Below are 13,919 nucleotides of genomic sequence, written 5' to 3'. Positions count from 1 at the left end.
AGGCTAGCACGGGCCGGCCGGACGGCCAGCGGGTCAAATCCGCTCAGGCCGGCGGGCCGGGGCGGGGGGCTCGGCGGCCTCGTGCAGGCTCGCCCGCACCGCCGCCAGCAGCGCATGGTTCTCGCGGGCGAGGCGCCGCGCCTGGGCGACGACGGCCTCGGCGCGGGCACGCAGGGAGCGGGTCTGGGTCATCGGATGGGGCCTCGTGGCATCGGTTGCCCCAAGGTCTACGACCGCTCCCCTGGCCTCCCGCTTTCGCGAATGCGTCGCATTTGAGCGATCCGCGCTTTCACAGCCACGCGGGCATCCGGTCGAGGCCGATCAGGGCCTCGTAGCTCTGGCGCGGCCGCACCACCGCGTGGGCGCCGCCCCGCACCAGCACCTCGGGCACGAGGAGCCGGGTGTTGTAGGTGCCCGCCTGCACCGCCCCGTAGGCGCCCGCACTCATCACCGCCAGGAGATCGCCGGGTGCCACCGCCGTCATCTCGCGCTGCAGGGCGAGGTAGTCGCCGCTCTCGCAGACCGGCCCGACCACGTCGGCGGTGATCCGCCGGGCGTCCGGGGCGGGCTCCGCCACCGGGCGGACGCCGTGATAGGCCTCGTAGAGGGTCGGGCGGATCAGGTCGTTCATGCCCGCATCCACGATCACGAAGGTGCGCCCCTCGCCCTGCTTCACATAGACCACGCGGGTGACGAGAATGCCGGCATTGCCGGCGATCAGCCGGCCGATCTCGAACACCGGCCTCAGGCCGAGCGGCTTGAAATGCGGGCGGATCACCGCCGCGAAGGCGCGCGGATCGGGGGGCGGCGCGTTGTCGTCGCGGTAGGGGATGCCGAGGCCGCCGCCGAAATCGATGTGGTCGAGCCGGTGGCCCGCCGCCATCAGGTCGCGGGCGAGTTCGGCGAGCAGAGCCGCCGCGTTGTCGAAGGGGGCGAGATCGGTGATCTGGCTGCCGATATGCATGTCGACGCCGGTGACCGACAGGCCCGGCAGGCCGGCGGCGCGGGCATAGACCTCGCGGGCGCGGGAGATCGGGATGCCGAACTTGTTCTCGGACTTGCCGGTCGAGATCTTGGCGTGGGTGCGCGCATCCACGTCCGGGTTGACCCGGATCGAGATCCGCGCCTGCCGCCCCAGACCCTCCGCCACCTCCGAGAGGGCGAGGAGTTCCGGCTCGCTCTCGACGTTGAAGCAGAGGATGCCGGCATCGAGCGCCGCCGCCATCTCGCCGCGGGTCTTGGCGACGCCCGAGAACACGATGCGCTCGGCCGGCACCCCGGCCGCGAGCGCCCGGCGCATCTCCCCCTCAGAGACAATGTCCATGCCCGCGCCGAGCCGCGCCAGGGTGGCGAGCACCGCCTGGTTCGAGTTCGCCTTGACGGCGTAGCACACCAGCGGGTCGTCCTCCCCGAAGGCCTCGGCGAAGACGCGGTAATGCCGCTCCAGCGTGGCGGAGGCGTAGCAGTAGAAGGGCGTGCCGACCTCCTCGGCCAGCCGCGTGAGGTCGACCTCTTCCGCGTGGAGCGTGCCGTTCCGGTAGCTGAAGTGGTGCATCGGTGTCTCGACGGGGCCAAGGTGACGGGGGGCGGGGGATGCGCCCCGCCATACACCACGGCCCGCGCTTCTACAGCAGCGGATCGAGGGGAAACGGCTCGCGCGGGATCACGTAGTTGCGCCGCCGGCTGCGGGAGGACTGGGTGGGGGCCTGGGCGATGCCGGTCACGTCCGGCACCTGCGGCAGGGCCGGATCCGCGGCCTGCGTCCCGCCGTCGTCGAGCCCGATCGTGCCCGACAGTGCCGCCGGGCCGGAGACCGGGTTCGCCACCGTAGACGGGGCCGTGCGCGTCGGCGCGGGCGAGCCGGCGGCAACGGGTGATTCGAGCGGCCCGCGCCGGCCGCACCCCGCACAGCCGAGGGCGAGAAGGCCGAGGATGACGAGGAGACGAAACAGGGGCATCCGCTGATCCCGACCGCCGACGCCAAGCGTGGCCGTGGCACCATAGCGGCCCGGGACCTGCGAGGCGAGCCCGTCACGCCACCGCCGAATGCACGTGCAGCGCGAATTGCTCACTCGCCTTGATCCGCCCGAACGGTTAAGCTTTGCTTCGATCCCGGCGTCGGCCTGCGTCGCGCAGTGAGGGAGATCCGTGAGCCTCTCGACGGTGCGGCTGCACCAACTCCTCGTCGCCGCGGCCATCCTGGTCCCGTGCGTCGTCCTTCTCGGGGCGGCGCTGTGGAACCGGGCCGAGGTGCTGCGGGAGGCGGATTCCTCCCTGATCCGCACCGCCGCGGTGATGCACGAGCACGCCTCGAAGGTGTTCGACACCGCCGAACTGGCGATGGACCGGGTCGACGACTACGCCTTCGACCGCTCGTGGTCGCAGATCGGCAGCCCCGGCACCACCGCGTTCCTGGCCACCCTGAAGGCGCCGCTCGCCCAGGCGGTGGCGGTCTGGGTGGTGGATCCGGAGGGGCGGGTGCGGGCGAGCAGCCGGGAGAGCGACCTCGGTCGGGATCTGACCGGCCGGGACGTGTTCGGGGTCCACCGGTCGCGCGACATCGGCATCTATGTCGGCCCGGCGGTGCGGGACGGCGAGGGCGGGGAGCGGCTCTTCTCGGTGAGCCGGCGGCGCTCCACGGAGGACGGGCGCTTCGACGGGGTCATCGTGATCGCGCTCGGCACCGGCTACTTCGCGCGCTTCTACGCCGAGGCCGCGGCGCCTACCGCCCACGAGGCCCTGCTGCTGCGGGCGGACGGCGCCGTGCTGGTGCGCGAGCCGGACGACCCGCAGGCCGAGCCGCGGCTGCCGGCCGCCGATCCCCTGATGCGGGCAATCCACGCCCGCCCCCAGGGCGGGTCGGCGGTGGGGACGCCGCCCGGCGGCGCCGAGGAGCGCTACGCGTGGCGGCGGGTCGGCGAGTACCCGGTGCAGGTCGCCTTCTCGACCCCCACGGCGGTCGCCGAGGCCCAGTGGTACGAGAACCTGAAGCTCTACGGCGCGGTCGCCAGCATCTCGGCGCTCACCCTGGTGCTGATGGCGTGGCTGGCCCTGCGCCGGGCGCGGGCCGAGGAGGCGGCGCTCGCCGACCTGCGGCGCGAGAGTGCGCAGCGCATGGCCGCGGAGGGCCAGTTGCGGCAGGCGCAGAAGATGGAGGCGGTGGGCCAGCTCACCGGCGGCATCGCCCACGACTTCAACAACCTGCTGGCCGTCATCACCGGCTCGCTCGAAGTGCTGCAGCGGCGCCTCGCGCGGGGCGACACCGACGTCGGCCGCTTCATCGACGGCGCCCTCGACGGCGCAGACCGCGCCGCCAAGCTCACGCACCGCCTGCTCGCCTTCGCGCGCCAGCAGCCGCTGGAGCCGCGCCCGACCGATCCGAACGGGCTCATTTCCGGCATGATCGACCTGCTGCGGCGCACGCTCGGGGAGACGGTGGTGGTGGAGACGCGCTTCGCCCCGCAGGCGCCGCCGATCTTCGTCGACCAGAACCAGCTGGAGAACGCGATCCTCAACCTCGCGGTGAACGCCCGCGACGCCATGACGGGGGGCGGGCGGCTCACCATCGAGACCGCCCGCGACACGCTGGAGGGCGCCCGTCCGGCGGTGGCGATCACCGTGCGCGACACCGGCACCGGGATGCCGCCCGAGGTGGTGGCGCGGGCCTTCGAGCCGTTCTTCACCACCAAGCCGCAGGGCCGGGGCACCGGGCTCGGCCTCAGCCAGGTCTACGGCTTCGTCACCCAGTCGGGCGGCACCGTCCGCATCGACAGCGCGCCGGGGCTGGGGACCGCGGTGGTGCTGGTTCTGCCCGTCCACGACGGCGCGGCGCCGGTGGAGGCGACGGGCCGCGGCCGGCTGCCGGCGCAGGTGCCCGAGCGCGGCCGGCGCACCGTGCTGGTGGTGGAGGACGACGCCATGGTGCGCAGCGCCAGCGCCGAGACCATCGGCGAACTCGGCTACCGGACGCTGACGGCGGCGGACGGACAGGCGGCGCTCGCCTGCCTGGACAACGACCGGGACGTCGCGGTGCTGTTCACCGACGTGGTGATGCCGGGCCTCGACGGGCCGTCGCTGGCGGCCGAGGCGCGGCGGCGCCGGCCCGGCCTCAAGGTGGTGTTCGCCACCGGCCACGGCCGGGAGGGCGAGGACGGGCCGCGGCCGGCCCCCGGCGAGACCGTGCTGCGCAAACCCTTCACGATCGAGGATCTGGCCGCGGCCCTGGAGGCGGAGAACCGCGCCCAAGCGTCAGTCTGAGATGCCGGCCCTAGGCAGCTCTTGCGACCCGTGCCCCGCCGAAGATGAGCTGCTGCACCATCGGGCGGTCGAGGAACGCGGCCGGGAAGATCGGGGCCGGCGCGCTCGCCGCATCGAGACGCGCCCGCTGGTCGGGGGACAAGGCCACACTGAGCGCGCCGAGATTCTCCTCCGCCTGGGCGCGCGTGCGCGCCCCGATGATCGGCGCGGCCACGGCCGGGCCGAGGAGTGTCCAGGCGAGCGCCACCTGGGCCGGGGTCGCCCCGCACTCCGCCGCCACCTCGCGGACGACCTCGGCGAGCGCGAGCGCGTGGTCCGTCATGTGTCCGGTCGCGGCGATCACGCCCTTGCGCGAGGCCGCGATCTCCGGCCCGTCGCTGCGGGCGAGGTCGGACGGGCCGTACTTGCCCGAGAGCACGCCGCCGCCGAGGGGCGACCAGGGCAGGACCCCGAGGCCCATCGCCCGCGCCATCGGCAGGAGTTCGTGCTCCACCGTGCGCTGGACGAGGCTGTATTCGATCTGGAGCGCCACGAGCGGCGACCAGCCCCGCAGATCGGCGAGGGTCTGCATCTGCGAGACGCGCCATGCCGGCGTGTTGCAGATGCCGAGATAGACCACTTTGCCCTGCCGGACGAGGTCGTCGAGGCCGCGCATCACCTCCTCGGGCGCGGTGGTGCCGTCCCATCCGTGGAGATACAGGAGATCGATCCAGTCGGTGCCGAGCTGACGCAGGCTCTGCTCCACGGAGCGCACGAGGTTGAGGCGATGGTTGCCGCCGGAATTCGGCTGGCCCGGATCGCGCGCCATCGTGAACTTCGTGGCCAGGACGAGCCGCTCCCGCCGGCCCTTGGCGAAGGCCCCGACCATGCGCTCGGAGGTGCCGTTCGTGTAGTTGACGGACGTGTCGATGAGGTTGCCGCCGCGCTCGACGTAGAGGTCGAAGATCGCCCTCGCCTCGTCGGCATCCGCACCCCAGCCCCAGTCGGAGCCGAAGGTCATGGTGCCGAGCGCCAGCGGCGAGACGCGCAGGCCCGAGCGGCCGAGCGGGCGGTACTGATCGAGGGCGGGCATGCGGGGCGTTCCTTGAGGAGAGGGAGGAGCGGCGCGACGGGCCGGCGCGGGGGCGGCAGCGCTCATCGGGCGTCGCCGGTGCGTGCCGGCTCGGGGATGCGGCGCAGCACGTCGTCGAAGGCGGCGAGATCCAGGAAGGCGTTGACCTCGACGGCCTTTCCGTCCTGCATCCGCAGGATCCAGGCGTAGCGGTTGCGGTAGGGGAGGCTGTCCCGCGCGACCGCTTCGCCCTGCCAGTGGACGATGACGTGGTCGCCGTCGCCCCACACCCGCCGCATCGTCGGGCGGAGCGGCTGCGACAGCCGGGCGGCGAAGGGGCGCACGAGGTCGAGGAGCGCGTCGCGGCCCCGGATGGTGCCCGCGCTCGCGCCGGACCCCTCGATCACCCAGACCACGTCGGGGGCGAGGAGGTCCGTGAAGAAGGTCGTGCCGCCGGCGGCCCAGCGATCGAACGCCTCGGCGACGATCCGCTTGTTCCGCTCGGCCGGCTCGCCGGCCCGCGATCCGGCCCATCCGGCGCTCACCCCCAGTGCGAGCGCGGCGGCGAGCAGGGCCGAGCCCGTTGAACGAAGACGGGATGCCATCGTCGATCTCCCTGTTCATCGGCAGGGCGCGCCGAGGGCCTGATCCGGCTGGCGATCGGATGCCCGGGGCCGTCCCTGTGCCCGATCGTCTAGCCGAGGCGATTGGCTCCCTGAACTGGCGCAGCACTGACCGGGTTGGTAAGGTCCCGTCACCAATGGGCACCGATCTCAACGCCGTGTCGGTCTTCGTGACCCTGGCCGAGACCCTGAGCTTCCGGGCGGCGGCGCAGCGGCTGGGGGTCAGCCGCTCGGCCGTCAGCCAGTCGATCCGCAGGCTCGAGAACCGGATGGGCGTCGCGCTGGTGCAGCGCACCACGCGCAGCGTCCGCCTGACGGAGGCGGGCGAGCGCCTGCACCACGCGGTCGGGCCAGCGATTGCCGACGTCGCCTCCGCGCTCGACGCGGCGGGCGAGCTGCGCGCCCGCCCGAGCGGGCTCCTGCGGCTCACCGCCTCGTCGATCGCCGAGAGCTTTCTGTCAGGGCCGATCCTGGCGACGTTCCTCGCCGCCCACCCCGAGGTCGTGCTCGACGTGACGATCAGCGACGACGAGTTCGACATCGTGGCCGAGGGCTACGATGCCGGCGTGCGGCTCGGGGAGGTGATCGAGCAGGACATGATCGCGGTGCCGGTCTCGGGCGATCAGCGCCAGCTCGTGGTGGGGTCACCCGCGTACGTGGCACGGCGAGGCCGGCCGCGGCACCCTCGGGATCTGCCCGGCCATACCTGCATCGGCTGGCGGCCGCACCCGCGGGCGGCCCCCTACCGCTGGGAGTTCACCGAGAACGGGCGCGACTTCGACGTGGCGGTGAACCCAGCCATGACGACGAACGACATGGGGCTGATGATCCGGATGGCCTGCGCGGGGGCCGGCCTCACCTTCGGCATGGAGGAGACCTTCCGGCCCTACCTTGCGCGCGGGGAACTCGTCTCCATGCTGGAGGCGTTCAGCCCGCCCTTCGCCGGCTTCCATCTCTATTTTCCGGACCGGCGCAACATGCCGCTCAAGCTGCGCGCGCTGGTCGACCACCTGCGCGAGAACCGCCGCGGCTGACGCGTGTTCCCGGCGGCGGTCGAACGGGTCGCTGCGGGACGGCGCGGCCGGGCCGGTCTCGCGGCGTGCTGCCGCCGCCTCCCCGAAGGGTATCGGGGATCACGGGGCCGGACGGGCCTCGAGCCTCAGCTCCGGCCGCCCTTCTTCTGCGTCTGCTCGTAGTAGTCGATCGCCTTCTTACAGTTCACCGAGATCTTCGACATATTCTTCTCGAAGCAGCGATCCACCTCGGGGCTCTCGGGCGGCAGGTTGCCGCAGTAGGTCATATAATCACCGGTGCAATACTTCTTGAGATTGGGATCGTCACGCTGGGCCAGGGCCGGGCCGGCGACGAGAACAGCCCCGGCAACGAGAAGAGCGAACGACGTCGGTTTGATCGTCATGGCGATGCAGCCTCGCGGCATGTGAGGGGAAGGTGCGCCGACATGGCGCGAAACAGCCCGTCTGACAAGAGCGGCGCCTCCCGCGGGCCATTGCCCGGAGCGGCTCGGAACCGCGGATATCCGCCGTTCCCGCACCAGGGGAGCGTCGGCGCACCGCTTCGCTCCCCTGGTGCGGGACAGGCCGGCACGGCCGGGGGAAGCGATCGTTTCAGCCGGCCGAATGCGCCGCGGCCGGGGCGGGCATCGGCGTGGCCGCCGGCAGGCGCGGCTCCGGCCGCGGCGCGAGCCGGGCCTGCGCCATGAGCGCGTCCGCCACCTCGGCGATGCGCCGTTCCAGGGCGGCGTTCTCGGCCCGCAGGCGCTCGTCCGGCACCGCCCGGGCCTCGGCCTCGTCCAGCGCCTGCCGGGCGCCGTCGAGCGCGGCCAGCGCCGCCGCGTGGGCCTGCCGCAGCTCCTCCAGGTCGCGCTCCGTGGCGACGTGCCGCGTGGTGAGATCGGCCAGCGCGTCCTCCAGGGCCGCGATCTGGTCGCGCGCCGCCACGGCCACCCGCTCGCCCGCACTCGCCTGGGCTTCGCGCGCCTCGCGCGCCTGTGCCTCCGCGAGGCCGCGCGCCGTCTCGGCCTCGGCCGCGGCGCGGTTGGCCCCCGCGAGAGCCGCCCGCACGGCGTCGAGCTCGGCCAGCGCCTGCTGGTGCGGCCCTTCCAGCGCCCGCAAGGCCTCCTCGGCGGCCGCGCGCGCCACGCGCAGCTCGGTCAGTTCCGTCTCGGCGGCGGCGAGGCGGGCGCGGGTTCCGGCGAGATCCGTGTCCAGCACCGCGAGGCGCGCGTCGCGCTGTTCCAGCTCCGTGGCGAGCGTTCCGATGCGGACCTGACGGCGGCCGAGTTCCTCCATCTCGGACCGGCGCTCGGCGCGGGCCTCCTCGACCTTGCGCTCGAGCTGGCGCTGCAGCACCGCGAACTCCGCCCGCAGGTGGTCCTTCTCGGCGGTCAGTTCCGCGATCGACATCGGGAACTGGGCTTCGAGCCTGCGGCGCGCGAGCCGCTCGGCCCGGGCGTTGAGCGCGGGCAGCACGAACAGGGCGCACAGCCCCGCGCACAGGAAGCCCAGCGCGAAGATCATCACGGTTTCGATCACGCGGACAGCACTCTCATCGGTCGCTCGGGCTCACGCCTGGGGATCGGGCGGACCCTGCCACGGGAGGCGCCCGCCGGCCAAGCGCCGAGATCAGAACGGGTTCCAGGTCGGTTCGTCGGTGAACTTCAGGTAGCCGACGTTGATGCCGAAGCGCGCCCCGACCCCGGTGCGGATCGGCACCACCACGATGTTGTCGGCGGTCGCGGCCGACATGCCGACGCCGCCCACCACGTAGGCCGAACCGTCCACCCCGACGAAGCGGCGGAAGAGGCCGCGCACGGAGGGGAGGTTGTAGATGAGCATCATGGTGCGCGCGCCGTCGCCCCCGACGTCGAAGCCGAGGGACGGCCCCTGCCAGAACACCCGGCGCTGGCCGGCATTGCGGGTGTAGAGCGTCCCCTCGCCGAAGCGCACGCCGCCGATGATGGCGCCCGACGCCTCCTGGCCCAGGATATAGCCGTTCGGCTCACCCCAGCGCCGGCCCGCCTCCTGCACGGTGAGCGCGAGGCCGCGCGACATCGAGCCGAAGAAGCGGTGTCCGGAATCGAGGATTTCCCGCGAATCGAAGGTGTCGGCCTCGCCGGGGCCCCGTCCCTGCGCGGCGGCCGGGAGGAGGCCGGCTGCGAGGGCGGCGGCGGCGGAGGTCAGGAACGCGCGGCGGGTGCGCGTCGCAGGTGAGGGCGACAGGAGCATGTTAGGGATCCCTCGCTTAGCGTCGGTCACGGACGCGGTCACCGGTTCGGCGGCGAACAGGATGCACGCACACGAAGCGCGGCGGGCCGCTCGGGCAGGTCCGCCGAGAACCTCGCGCCGCCCGGGCGGGCGCACGGGAGCCTCGGCCTCGGCCGCCCCAAGCCCGTCCCGTCCCGGACGTGCACAAGGATGGGGGGATATGGGCAACAAGGCGTTAACGCGGCGCGGCCTGCTGTCGCTGGCGGCGGGCGCCCTGGCGGCGGATCCGGCGCGGGCCGCCGGAGCGGGCGGGCGCGAGCCCAGTCCGGCCTCCCGCGCGGTCGTGCCCGCCCGCTACGCGGCCGATCCGCTCACGGGCCTCGCGCTGCGGGGCTTCGACGCGGTCTCCTATGCCCTCGATCCCGTACCGGCCCCGGGCCGGCCCGCCTTCGAATCGGCCTGGGCAGGGCTCGTGTGGCGCTTCGCCGGCCCGGCGAACCAAGCGGCCTTCGCGCGCGATCCCGATGCCTACGCGCCACGGCTCGGCGGCTACGATCCCGTCGGGGTGGCGGAGGGCCGCTTCGTGGATCCCGATCCGCTCGTCGCCCTGCGGGGCCGGGCCGGGCTCTATCTCTTTCGCAGCGTGGAGCGGCGGGCGCAGGGCGATGCCGCCCTGCTCGCCGCCGCCGAGGCGCGCTGGCCGGCGATGGAGCGCTTGGTCCTGCCCTGAGGGCGGCCGGGCCGCCCCGGAGGGGCGGTTCAGGCCCGCGCCGCGCGCGCCTCGGGGCAGGTCTCCGGGAGCACGACGCGATCCGCGTAGGACGGATCGCCGAGCGCCGCGAAGGGGCCGTTGAGGTACTGCGCCTGCGCGCGGCCGTAGCGCACCGGCCGGCCGCCATGCCCCACCACGCAGCCCCCGGCCTGGGTGAGGATGTGGTCGCCCGCGGCCGTGTCCCACTCCATCGTGGGGCCGCTGCGCACGTAGAGGTCGGCCTCGCCGGCCGCGATGAGACCGAACTTGAGCGCCGAGGAGGCCGGGCGCCGGGCGCCGACCGGCAGGCCCGCGAGGCAGGTCTCGTCGGATTCCTCGCCATGGCGGCGGCTGACGAGGGCGGTCATGCCCTCGCGCGGGACCGGCCGCACCGCGATCGGCCGCGCCGGACCGGGCCGCCCGTCGATGATCTCGGCCGCGACCGCCCGCGCGCCCGCGCTCCACACCCGCCTGAGCGCCGGCGCCGCCATCGCGGCGGCCACCGGCCGCTCCTGCGCCACGAGCGCGATGTTCACGCAGTACTCCCCCGTCCCCTTGAGGAAATCGCGGGTGCCGTCGAGGGGATCGACGAGGAAGAACAGCGGCCCGGCCGGGCGCGTGCTGGCGGTCTCCTCGGCGACGACCGGGATGTCGGGCCAGTGCTGCCGCAGCGCGGCGATGATGTGGGTCTCGGCCGCGAGGTCGGCCTCGCTGGTGGGCGAGCCGTCGGCCTTGAGGTGGTGCCCGCAGGTGCCGGTCTCGAAGCCGCGCAGGATCACGCCCGCCGCGCAGGCGATCGCGGCGAGTTCGGCCGCGACGGCGTCGCGGAGGGCGGCATCGGGCACCGCCCCGGGGGAGAGCGAGGTCGTCATCCTGTCGTCATGCGCCGCCCGGCGCCGTTTGTCGATCCGCAGCGGCCTATGCCGCGGCCTATACCATGAGGCCGATGCGCGCCGGACGGATGGCCCGCGCGCGGATCACGGGCACCGGCGCGGCGCGGCGTGACACGGTGAGACGATCGTCGCCGGACCTCGGACCGGTCGGGATCTGCCTCGCATCCGGCCCGGCCGTTCCGGGCCGGTCGCCGCCGCAGAACTGCCGATCGGACCGGATGACGGTCCCGCCCGCAGGGCGACGACGCACGCCCGGACGCCAGCCGTCGCTCCGTGAGCCCCGAGACGGCAGGATCGGGGCTATTCCTCTACGTCATGCAATGTCGGAAGACGCGCGACACCGCATCGATCGGGCGTCGCGGCTGAGATGCCGCGGCTGCGCACCCGGTCCTGGGGCCGGCCGCCCTAAGCCATCCTACCTAGTACTGTCAAGAATCGCATTAATAGAAAATTCCGATCTCCGACCTCATCGATTGTAGATCCAGCATCGCCAATGGCAACGCGCCGCAATCAGGAGGAGGAACGTCCCATGCTTGCGCTGTTTCGCCGTCCGGACGCACCCGCCGGTCGGCCCCAGCCCCCCCTGCCGCAGGATCCGCCGCAGGATCCGCCGCATGAGCCGGTGCACGCGTCGCCGCACGAGCCGCCATCGGCCGTTGGCGACGACCTGATCGGCCGGATCGAGGAGGATCTCCTCGGATTGGTGACCTCGGTGAAGCGGAGTTCCGGCGAGGTCGCGGCGGCGGTGGCGCAGGCGAAGGCCTCGCTGGCCGACATCTGCGGGCGTACGGGCGCCCTGGTGTCGGAGACGCGCTCCGTCAACGGCACGGCGCGGCTCCTGGCCGAGGCCGCCAGCGAACTCGCCCAGAGTTCCGGCAGCATCAGCGCGCAGACCCAGGCGGCCGGCGGGCTGCTCGACGGGGTGGTGCAGGCCATCTCGGAGGCGCAGGCCCGCCTCGATCACCTGAACGCCGCCTCGGCGGAGATCGGCGTGGTGATCGATCTGATCGCGGCGATCACCCGGCAGACGAACCTGCTGGCGCTCAACGCCAAGATCGAGGCCGCGCGGGCGGGCGCGCAGGGCCGCGGCTTCGCGGTCGTCGCCGAGGAGGTCAAGGCGCTGGCTGCCGAGACCGCGCGGGCGGCCGACCGGATCCGCGAGAATGTCGGCCGGCTCCAGGCCGAGACGCGCGCCTCCGCCGACACCGTCGCCCGCGCCGCGACGCTCGCCTCCGGGGTCGGCCCGACCTTCGTCGAGGTGGCGGCCGCGGTCGAGGAGCAGACCGCCTCGGCGGTGGAACTGACGCGCTCGGCCGAGACGGTGGCGAGCTTCGTCGCGCAGGTCGTGGACAACGCCGCCGCCATCGACCACGAGGCGCAGGCCGCGGCGGCCGTGAGCGCCGCGACCGACGCCTCCTCCCACGCCATCGACCGGATGACCACGCGGGTCCTCGTGGCCTTGCGCGGCAACGCCCTCGGCGACCGGCGCCGGGAGCCCCGCCTGCCGGTGGCGCTCCCGGTGCGGCTCGTCTGCGGCGGCCGGATCGTCGCGACGCGCACCGTCGACGTCAGCCGCGGCGGCTTCCTGGTGACGGCCCCGGAGGGGGTGACGGCGCCGGTGGGCAGCGCCGTCACGGTGGAGACCGAGGAGTTCGGCCGGGTCATGACCCGCGTGGTCGCCACCAGCCGGCTCGGCCTGCACCTCGCGGCCCTCGACGTGCCGGATGCCCACGCGGGTCGCGTGGCGGATCTCGCCGCGCGGATCGGGGCCGAGAACGAGACCCTCGCGGCGCGCGCGGCGGCGGCGGCGGCCGAGATCGGCGCGCTCCTCGACCAGGCGCTCGCGGCCGGACGGCTCACCGAGGCCGCCCTGTTCGACACCGCCTACCAGCCGGTGATCGGCACCGATCCGCAGCAATATCTCACGCCGGCGGTGCCGGTGCTGGAGGAGCTGCTCACGCCGGTTCAGGAGCGGTTCCTGTCCGCCGACCCGCGCCTCGCCTTCTGCGCCGCGGTCGACCGCAACGGCTTCCTGCCGGTGCACAACCGGGTCTACTCGCATCCCCAGCGCCCCGGCGAGACGGACTGGAACACCGCCCATTGCCGCAACCGGCGCATCTTCGACGACCGGGCCGGTCTGATCGCGGCGCGCAGCACCGCGCCGTTCACCGTCCAGTCCTACGTGCGCGACATGGGCGGGGGCCAGAGCGTGAGCATGCGGGAGATCGATGCGCCGATCCGCGTCGCGGGACGGCACTGGGGCGGGTTCCGCATGGCCTACCGCCTCTGAGGCGACTGGCGAGGAGGCGACTGGCGAGGCTCGGCCGCCTCGGCTTTTCAAACCTGTGCCGGGCCGCTATCGGTGCCCGTTCACAGGCCGCGAATCGCGCGTCGGAGCGGCATCCGGAGCCCCTTGATGATCACCGTCACGCTCGACGCCCTCGACCTCTCGGCCCTGCTCTGCTCGCGGGTCTGCCACGACGTGATCAGCCCGGTCGGGGCCATCGTCAACGGCCTGGAGGTGCTGGAGGACGAGGACGATGCGGGGATGCGCGACTTCGCCATCGACCTCATCCGCAAGAGCGCCAAGCAGGCCTCGGCCCGTCTGCAATTCGCCCGGATCGCCTTCGGGGCGGCGGGCTCGGCGGGCGCCACCATCGACCTCGCCGACGCCGAGAGCGTCGCCCGCGGCCTGTTCGGCGACGAGAAGACGAAGCTCGCCTGGACCGCGCCGCGCGCGCTGTTTCCCAAGAACCAAGTCAAGCTGCTGCTCAACCTCGTGGTGATCGCCACCACGACGATCCCGCGCGGCGGCCTCATCACCGTGGAGGTGAGCGGGGAGGGCGAGGCCCCGACCTTCGTGCTCACCAGCCAGGGCAGCCATGCGCGCATCCCCGCCCATGTCGAGGCGCTGATCGCCGGGACGCCCGAGAGCGGCAGCGTCGACGCCCACGGGGTGCAGCCCTATTACGCCGGGCTCGTCGCCCGCGCGGCCGGGATGCGGGTCGGCTTCGTCCTGGACGGCGACACGGTGACGATCCGCGCCGAGCCCGCGCAGGCCTGAGCGGTCCTCGGCGCGCCGCGCGCCGCTCTTCCCCAGAGGAAGGCCGCCATCTGCCG

Annotated in this window: 14 protein-coding genes; 5 read left to right on the top strand and 9 right to left on the bottom strand. The window is 73.6% G+C overall.

The features are described from left to right. Positions 1-33: 33 nt before the first annotated feature. The 3 genes from MFF61_RS10815 to MFF61_RS10805 form a co-directional block, all read right to left on the bottom strand. Positions 34-192 carry a hypothetical protein gene (locus MFF61_RS10815; RefSeq protein WP_238235116.1) on the bottom strand — a complete coding sequence of 53 codons (159 nt, stop codon included), beginning with the start codon at positions 190-192 and terminating at the stop codon, positions 34-36. 97 nt (positions 193-289) lie between these two features. After that, a complete protein-coding gene (lysA, locus tag MFF61_RS10810) occupies positions 290-1,555 on the bottom strand; it encodes a diaminopimelate decarboxylase (protein ID WP_238235115.1) in 1,266 nt (421 codons plus the stop codon). A gap of 70 nt (positions 1,556-1,625) precedes the next feature. Continuing rightward, entirely contained in the window at positions 1,626-1,958 is a 333-nt protein-coding gene (locus tag MFF61_RS10805; protein WP_238235114.1) for a hypothetical protein, read from the bottom strand. A 190-nt stretch (positions 1,959-2,148) separates the two neighbouring features. Between MFF61_RS10805 and MFF61_RS10800 the strand changes: the two genes are divergently transcribed. Next, positions 2,149-4,257 carry a hybrid sensor histidine kinase/response regulator family protein gene (locus MFF61_RS10800; protein WP_238235113.1) on the top strand — a complete coding sequence of 703 codons (2,109 nt, stop codon included), beginning with the start codon at positions 2,149-2,151 and terminating at the stop codon, positions 4,255-4,257. A gap of 10 nt (positions 4,258-4,267) precedes the next feature. On the opposite strand, the gene MFF61_RS10795 is transcribed toward MFF61_RS10800, so the two are convergent. Both MFF61_RS10795 and MFF61_RS10790 read right to left on the bottom strand, forming a co-directional pair. Further along, positions 4,268-5,329, bottom strand: coding sequence for an aldo/keto reductase (locus MFF61_RS10795; RefSeq protein ID WP_238235112.1), 1,062 nt, complete (start codon positions 5,327-5,329; stop codon positions 4,268-4,270). Between the two features lie 62 nt (positions 5,330-5,391). Then, positions 5,392-5,913: a nuclear transport factor 2 family protein gene (locus tag MFF61_RS10790; protein WP_238235111.1), complete on the bottom strand. Its 522-nt coding sequence runs from the start codon at positions 5,911-5,913 to the stop codon at positions 5,392-5,394. 155 nt (positions 5,914-6,068) lie between these two features. Here MFF61_RS10790 and MFF61_RS10785 point away from each other — a divergent pair, with 155 nt between their 5' ends. Continuing rightward, complete coding sequence (locus MFF61_RS10785; protein WP_238235110.1) at positions 6,069-6,965, top strand: LysR family transcriptional regulator; 897 nt, start codon at positions 6,069-6,071, stop codon at positions 6,963-6,965. A gap of 125 nt (positions 6,966-7,090) precedes the next feature. On the opposite strand, the gene MFF61_RS10780 is transcribed toward MFF61_RS10785, so the two are convergent. From MFF61_RS10780 to MFF61_RS10770, 3 genes are all read right to left on the bottom strand, one after another. Further along, on the bottom strand, positions 7,091-7,348 hold the full coding sequence (locus MFF61_RS10780; protein ID WP_238235109.1) for a 3',5'-cyclic-nucleotide phosphodiesterase: 258 nt from the start codon (positions 7,346-7,348) through the stop codon (positions 7,091-7,093). Between the two features lie 208 nt (positions 7,349-7,556). Next, positions 7,557-8,483: a coiled-coil domain-containing protein gene (locus MFF61_RS10775; RefSeq protein ID WP_238235108.1), complete on the bottom strand. Its 927-nt coding sequence runs from the start codon at positions 8,481-8,483 to the stop codon at positions 7,557-7,559. A 90-nt stretch (positions 8,484-8,573) separates the two neighbouring features. Continuing rightward, positions 8,574-9,176, bottom strand: coding sequence for a DUF1134 domain-containing protein (locus MFF61_RS10770; protein ID WP_238235107.1), 603 nt, complete (start codon positions 9,174-9,176; stop codon positions 8,574-8,576). 199 nt (positions 9,177-9,375) lie between these two features. Between MFF61_RS10770 and MFF61_RS10765 the strand changes: the two genes are divergently transcribed. Next, positions 9,376-9,885, top strand: coding sequence for a YHS domain-containing (seleno)protein (locus tag MFF61_RS10765; RefSeq protein WP_238235106.1), 510 nt, complete (start codon positions 9,376-9,378; stop codon positions 9,883-9,885). A gap of 29 nt (positions 9,886-9,914) precedes the next feature. Here MFF61_RS10765 and MFF61_RS10760 read toward each other — a convergent pair whose 3' ends face one another. Further along, positions 9,915-10,778, bottom strand: a complete 864-nt coding sequence (locus tag MFF61_RS10760; protein WP_238235105.1) for a 3'(2'),5'-bisphosphate nucleotidase CysQ family protein — start codon at positions 10,776-10,778, stop codon at positions 9,915-9,917. Positions 10,779-11,328: 550 nt separating this feature from the next. Between MFF61_RS10760 and MFF61_RS10755 the strand changes: the two genes are divergently transcribed. Both MFF61_RS10755 and chpT read left to right on the top strand, forming a co-directional pair. Further along, positions 11,329-13,089 carry a methyl-accepting chemotaxis protein gene (locus tag MFF61_RS10755; protein WP_238235104.1) on the top strand — a complete coding sequence of 587 codons (1,761 nt, stop codon included), beginning with the start codon at positions 11,329-11,331 and terminating at the stop codon, positions 13,087-13,089. Between the two features lie 126 nt (positions 13,090-13,215). Continuing rightward, positions 13,216-13,863 (top strand): histidine phosphotransferase ChpT, encoded by a 648-nt coding sequence (gene chpT, locus MFF61_RS10750; protein ID WP_238235103.1) that lies wholly within the window; start codon positions 13,216-13,218, stop codon positions 13,861-13,863. The last annotated feature ends 56 nt before the right edge of the window (positions 13,864-13,919 follow it).

The sequence above is a fragment of the Methylobacterium isbiliense genome (assembly GCF_022179325.1).
GTDB classification, from domain to species: domain Bacteria; phylum Pseudomonadota; class Alphaproteobacteria; order Rhizobiales; family Beijerinckiaceae; genus Methylobacterium; species Methylobacterium isbiliense.
The sequence above is the reverse complement of the archived record's forward strand: the minus strand, read 5'-3'. Positions and strand labels throughout refer to the sequence as shown.

What these genes read in the sequence shown, in the direction of transcription:
- lysA (WP_238235115.1), bottom strand. Translation starts at nt 1,555, where the DNA reads ATGCACCACTTCAGCTACCGGAACGGCACGCTCCACGCGGAAGAGGTC.
- MFF61_RS10805 (WP_238235114.1), bottom strand. Translation starts at nt 1,958, where the DNA reads ATGCCCCTGTTTCGTCTCCTCGTCATCCTCGGCCTTCTCGCCCTCGGC.
- MFF61_RS10790 (WP_238235111.1), bottom strand. Translation starts at nt 5,913, where the DNA reads ATGGCATCCCGTCTTCGTTCAACGGGCTCGGCCCTGCTCGCCGCCGCG.
- MFF61_RS10760 (WP_238235105.1), bottom strand. Translation starts at nt 10,778, where the DNA reads ATGACGACCTCGCTCTCCCCCGGGGCGGTGCCCGATGCCGCCCTCCGC.
- MFF61_RS10780 (WP_238235109.1), bottom strand. Translation starts at nt 7,348, where the DNA reads ATGACGATCAAACCGACGTCGTTCGCTCTTCTCGTTGCCGGGGCTGTT.
- MFF61_RS10795 (WP_238235112.1), bottom strand. Translation starts at nt 5,329, where the DNA reads ATGCCCGCCCTCGATCAGTACCGCCCGCTCGGCCGCTCGGGCCTGCGC.
- MFF61_RS10755 (WP_238235104.1), top strand. Translation starts at nt 11,329, where the DNA reads ATGCTTGCGCTGTTTCGCCGTCCGGACGCACCCGCCGGTCGGCCCCAG.
- MFF61_RS10815 (WP_238235116.1), bottom strand. Translation starts at nt 192, where the DNA reads ATGACCCAGACCCGCTCCCTGCGTGCCCGCGCCGAGGCCGTCGTCGCC.
- MFF61_RS10765 (WP_238235106.1), top strand. Translation starts at nt 9,376, where the DNA reads ATGGGCAACAAGGCGTTAACGCGGCGCGGCCTGCTGTCGCTGGCGGCG.
- MFF61_RS10770 (WP_238235107.1), bottom strand. Translation starts at nt 9,176, where the DNA reads ATGCTCCTGTCGCCCTCACCTGCGACGCGCACCCGCCGCGCGTTCCTG.
- chpT (WP_238235103.1), top strand. Translation starts at nt 13,216, where the DNA reads ATGATCACCGTCACGCTCGACGCCCTCGACCTCTCGGCCCTGCTCTGC.
- MFF61_RS10785 (WP_238235110.1), top strand. Translation starts at nt 6,069, where the DNA reads ATGGGCACCGATCTCAACGCCGTGTCGGTCTTCGTGACCCTGGCCGAG.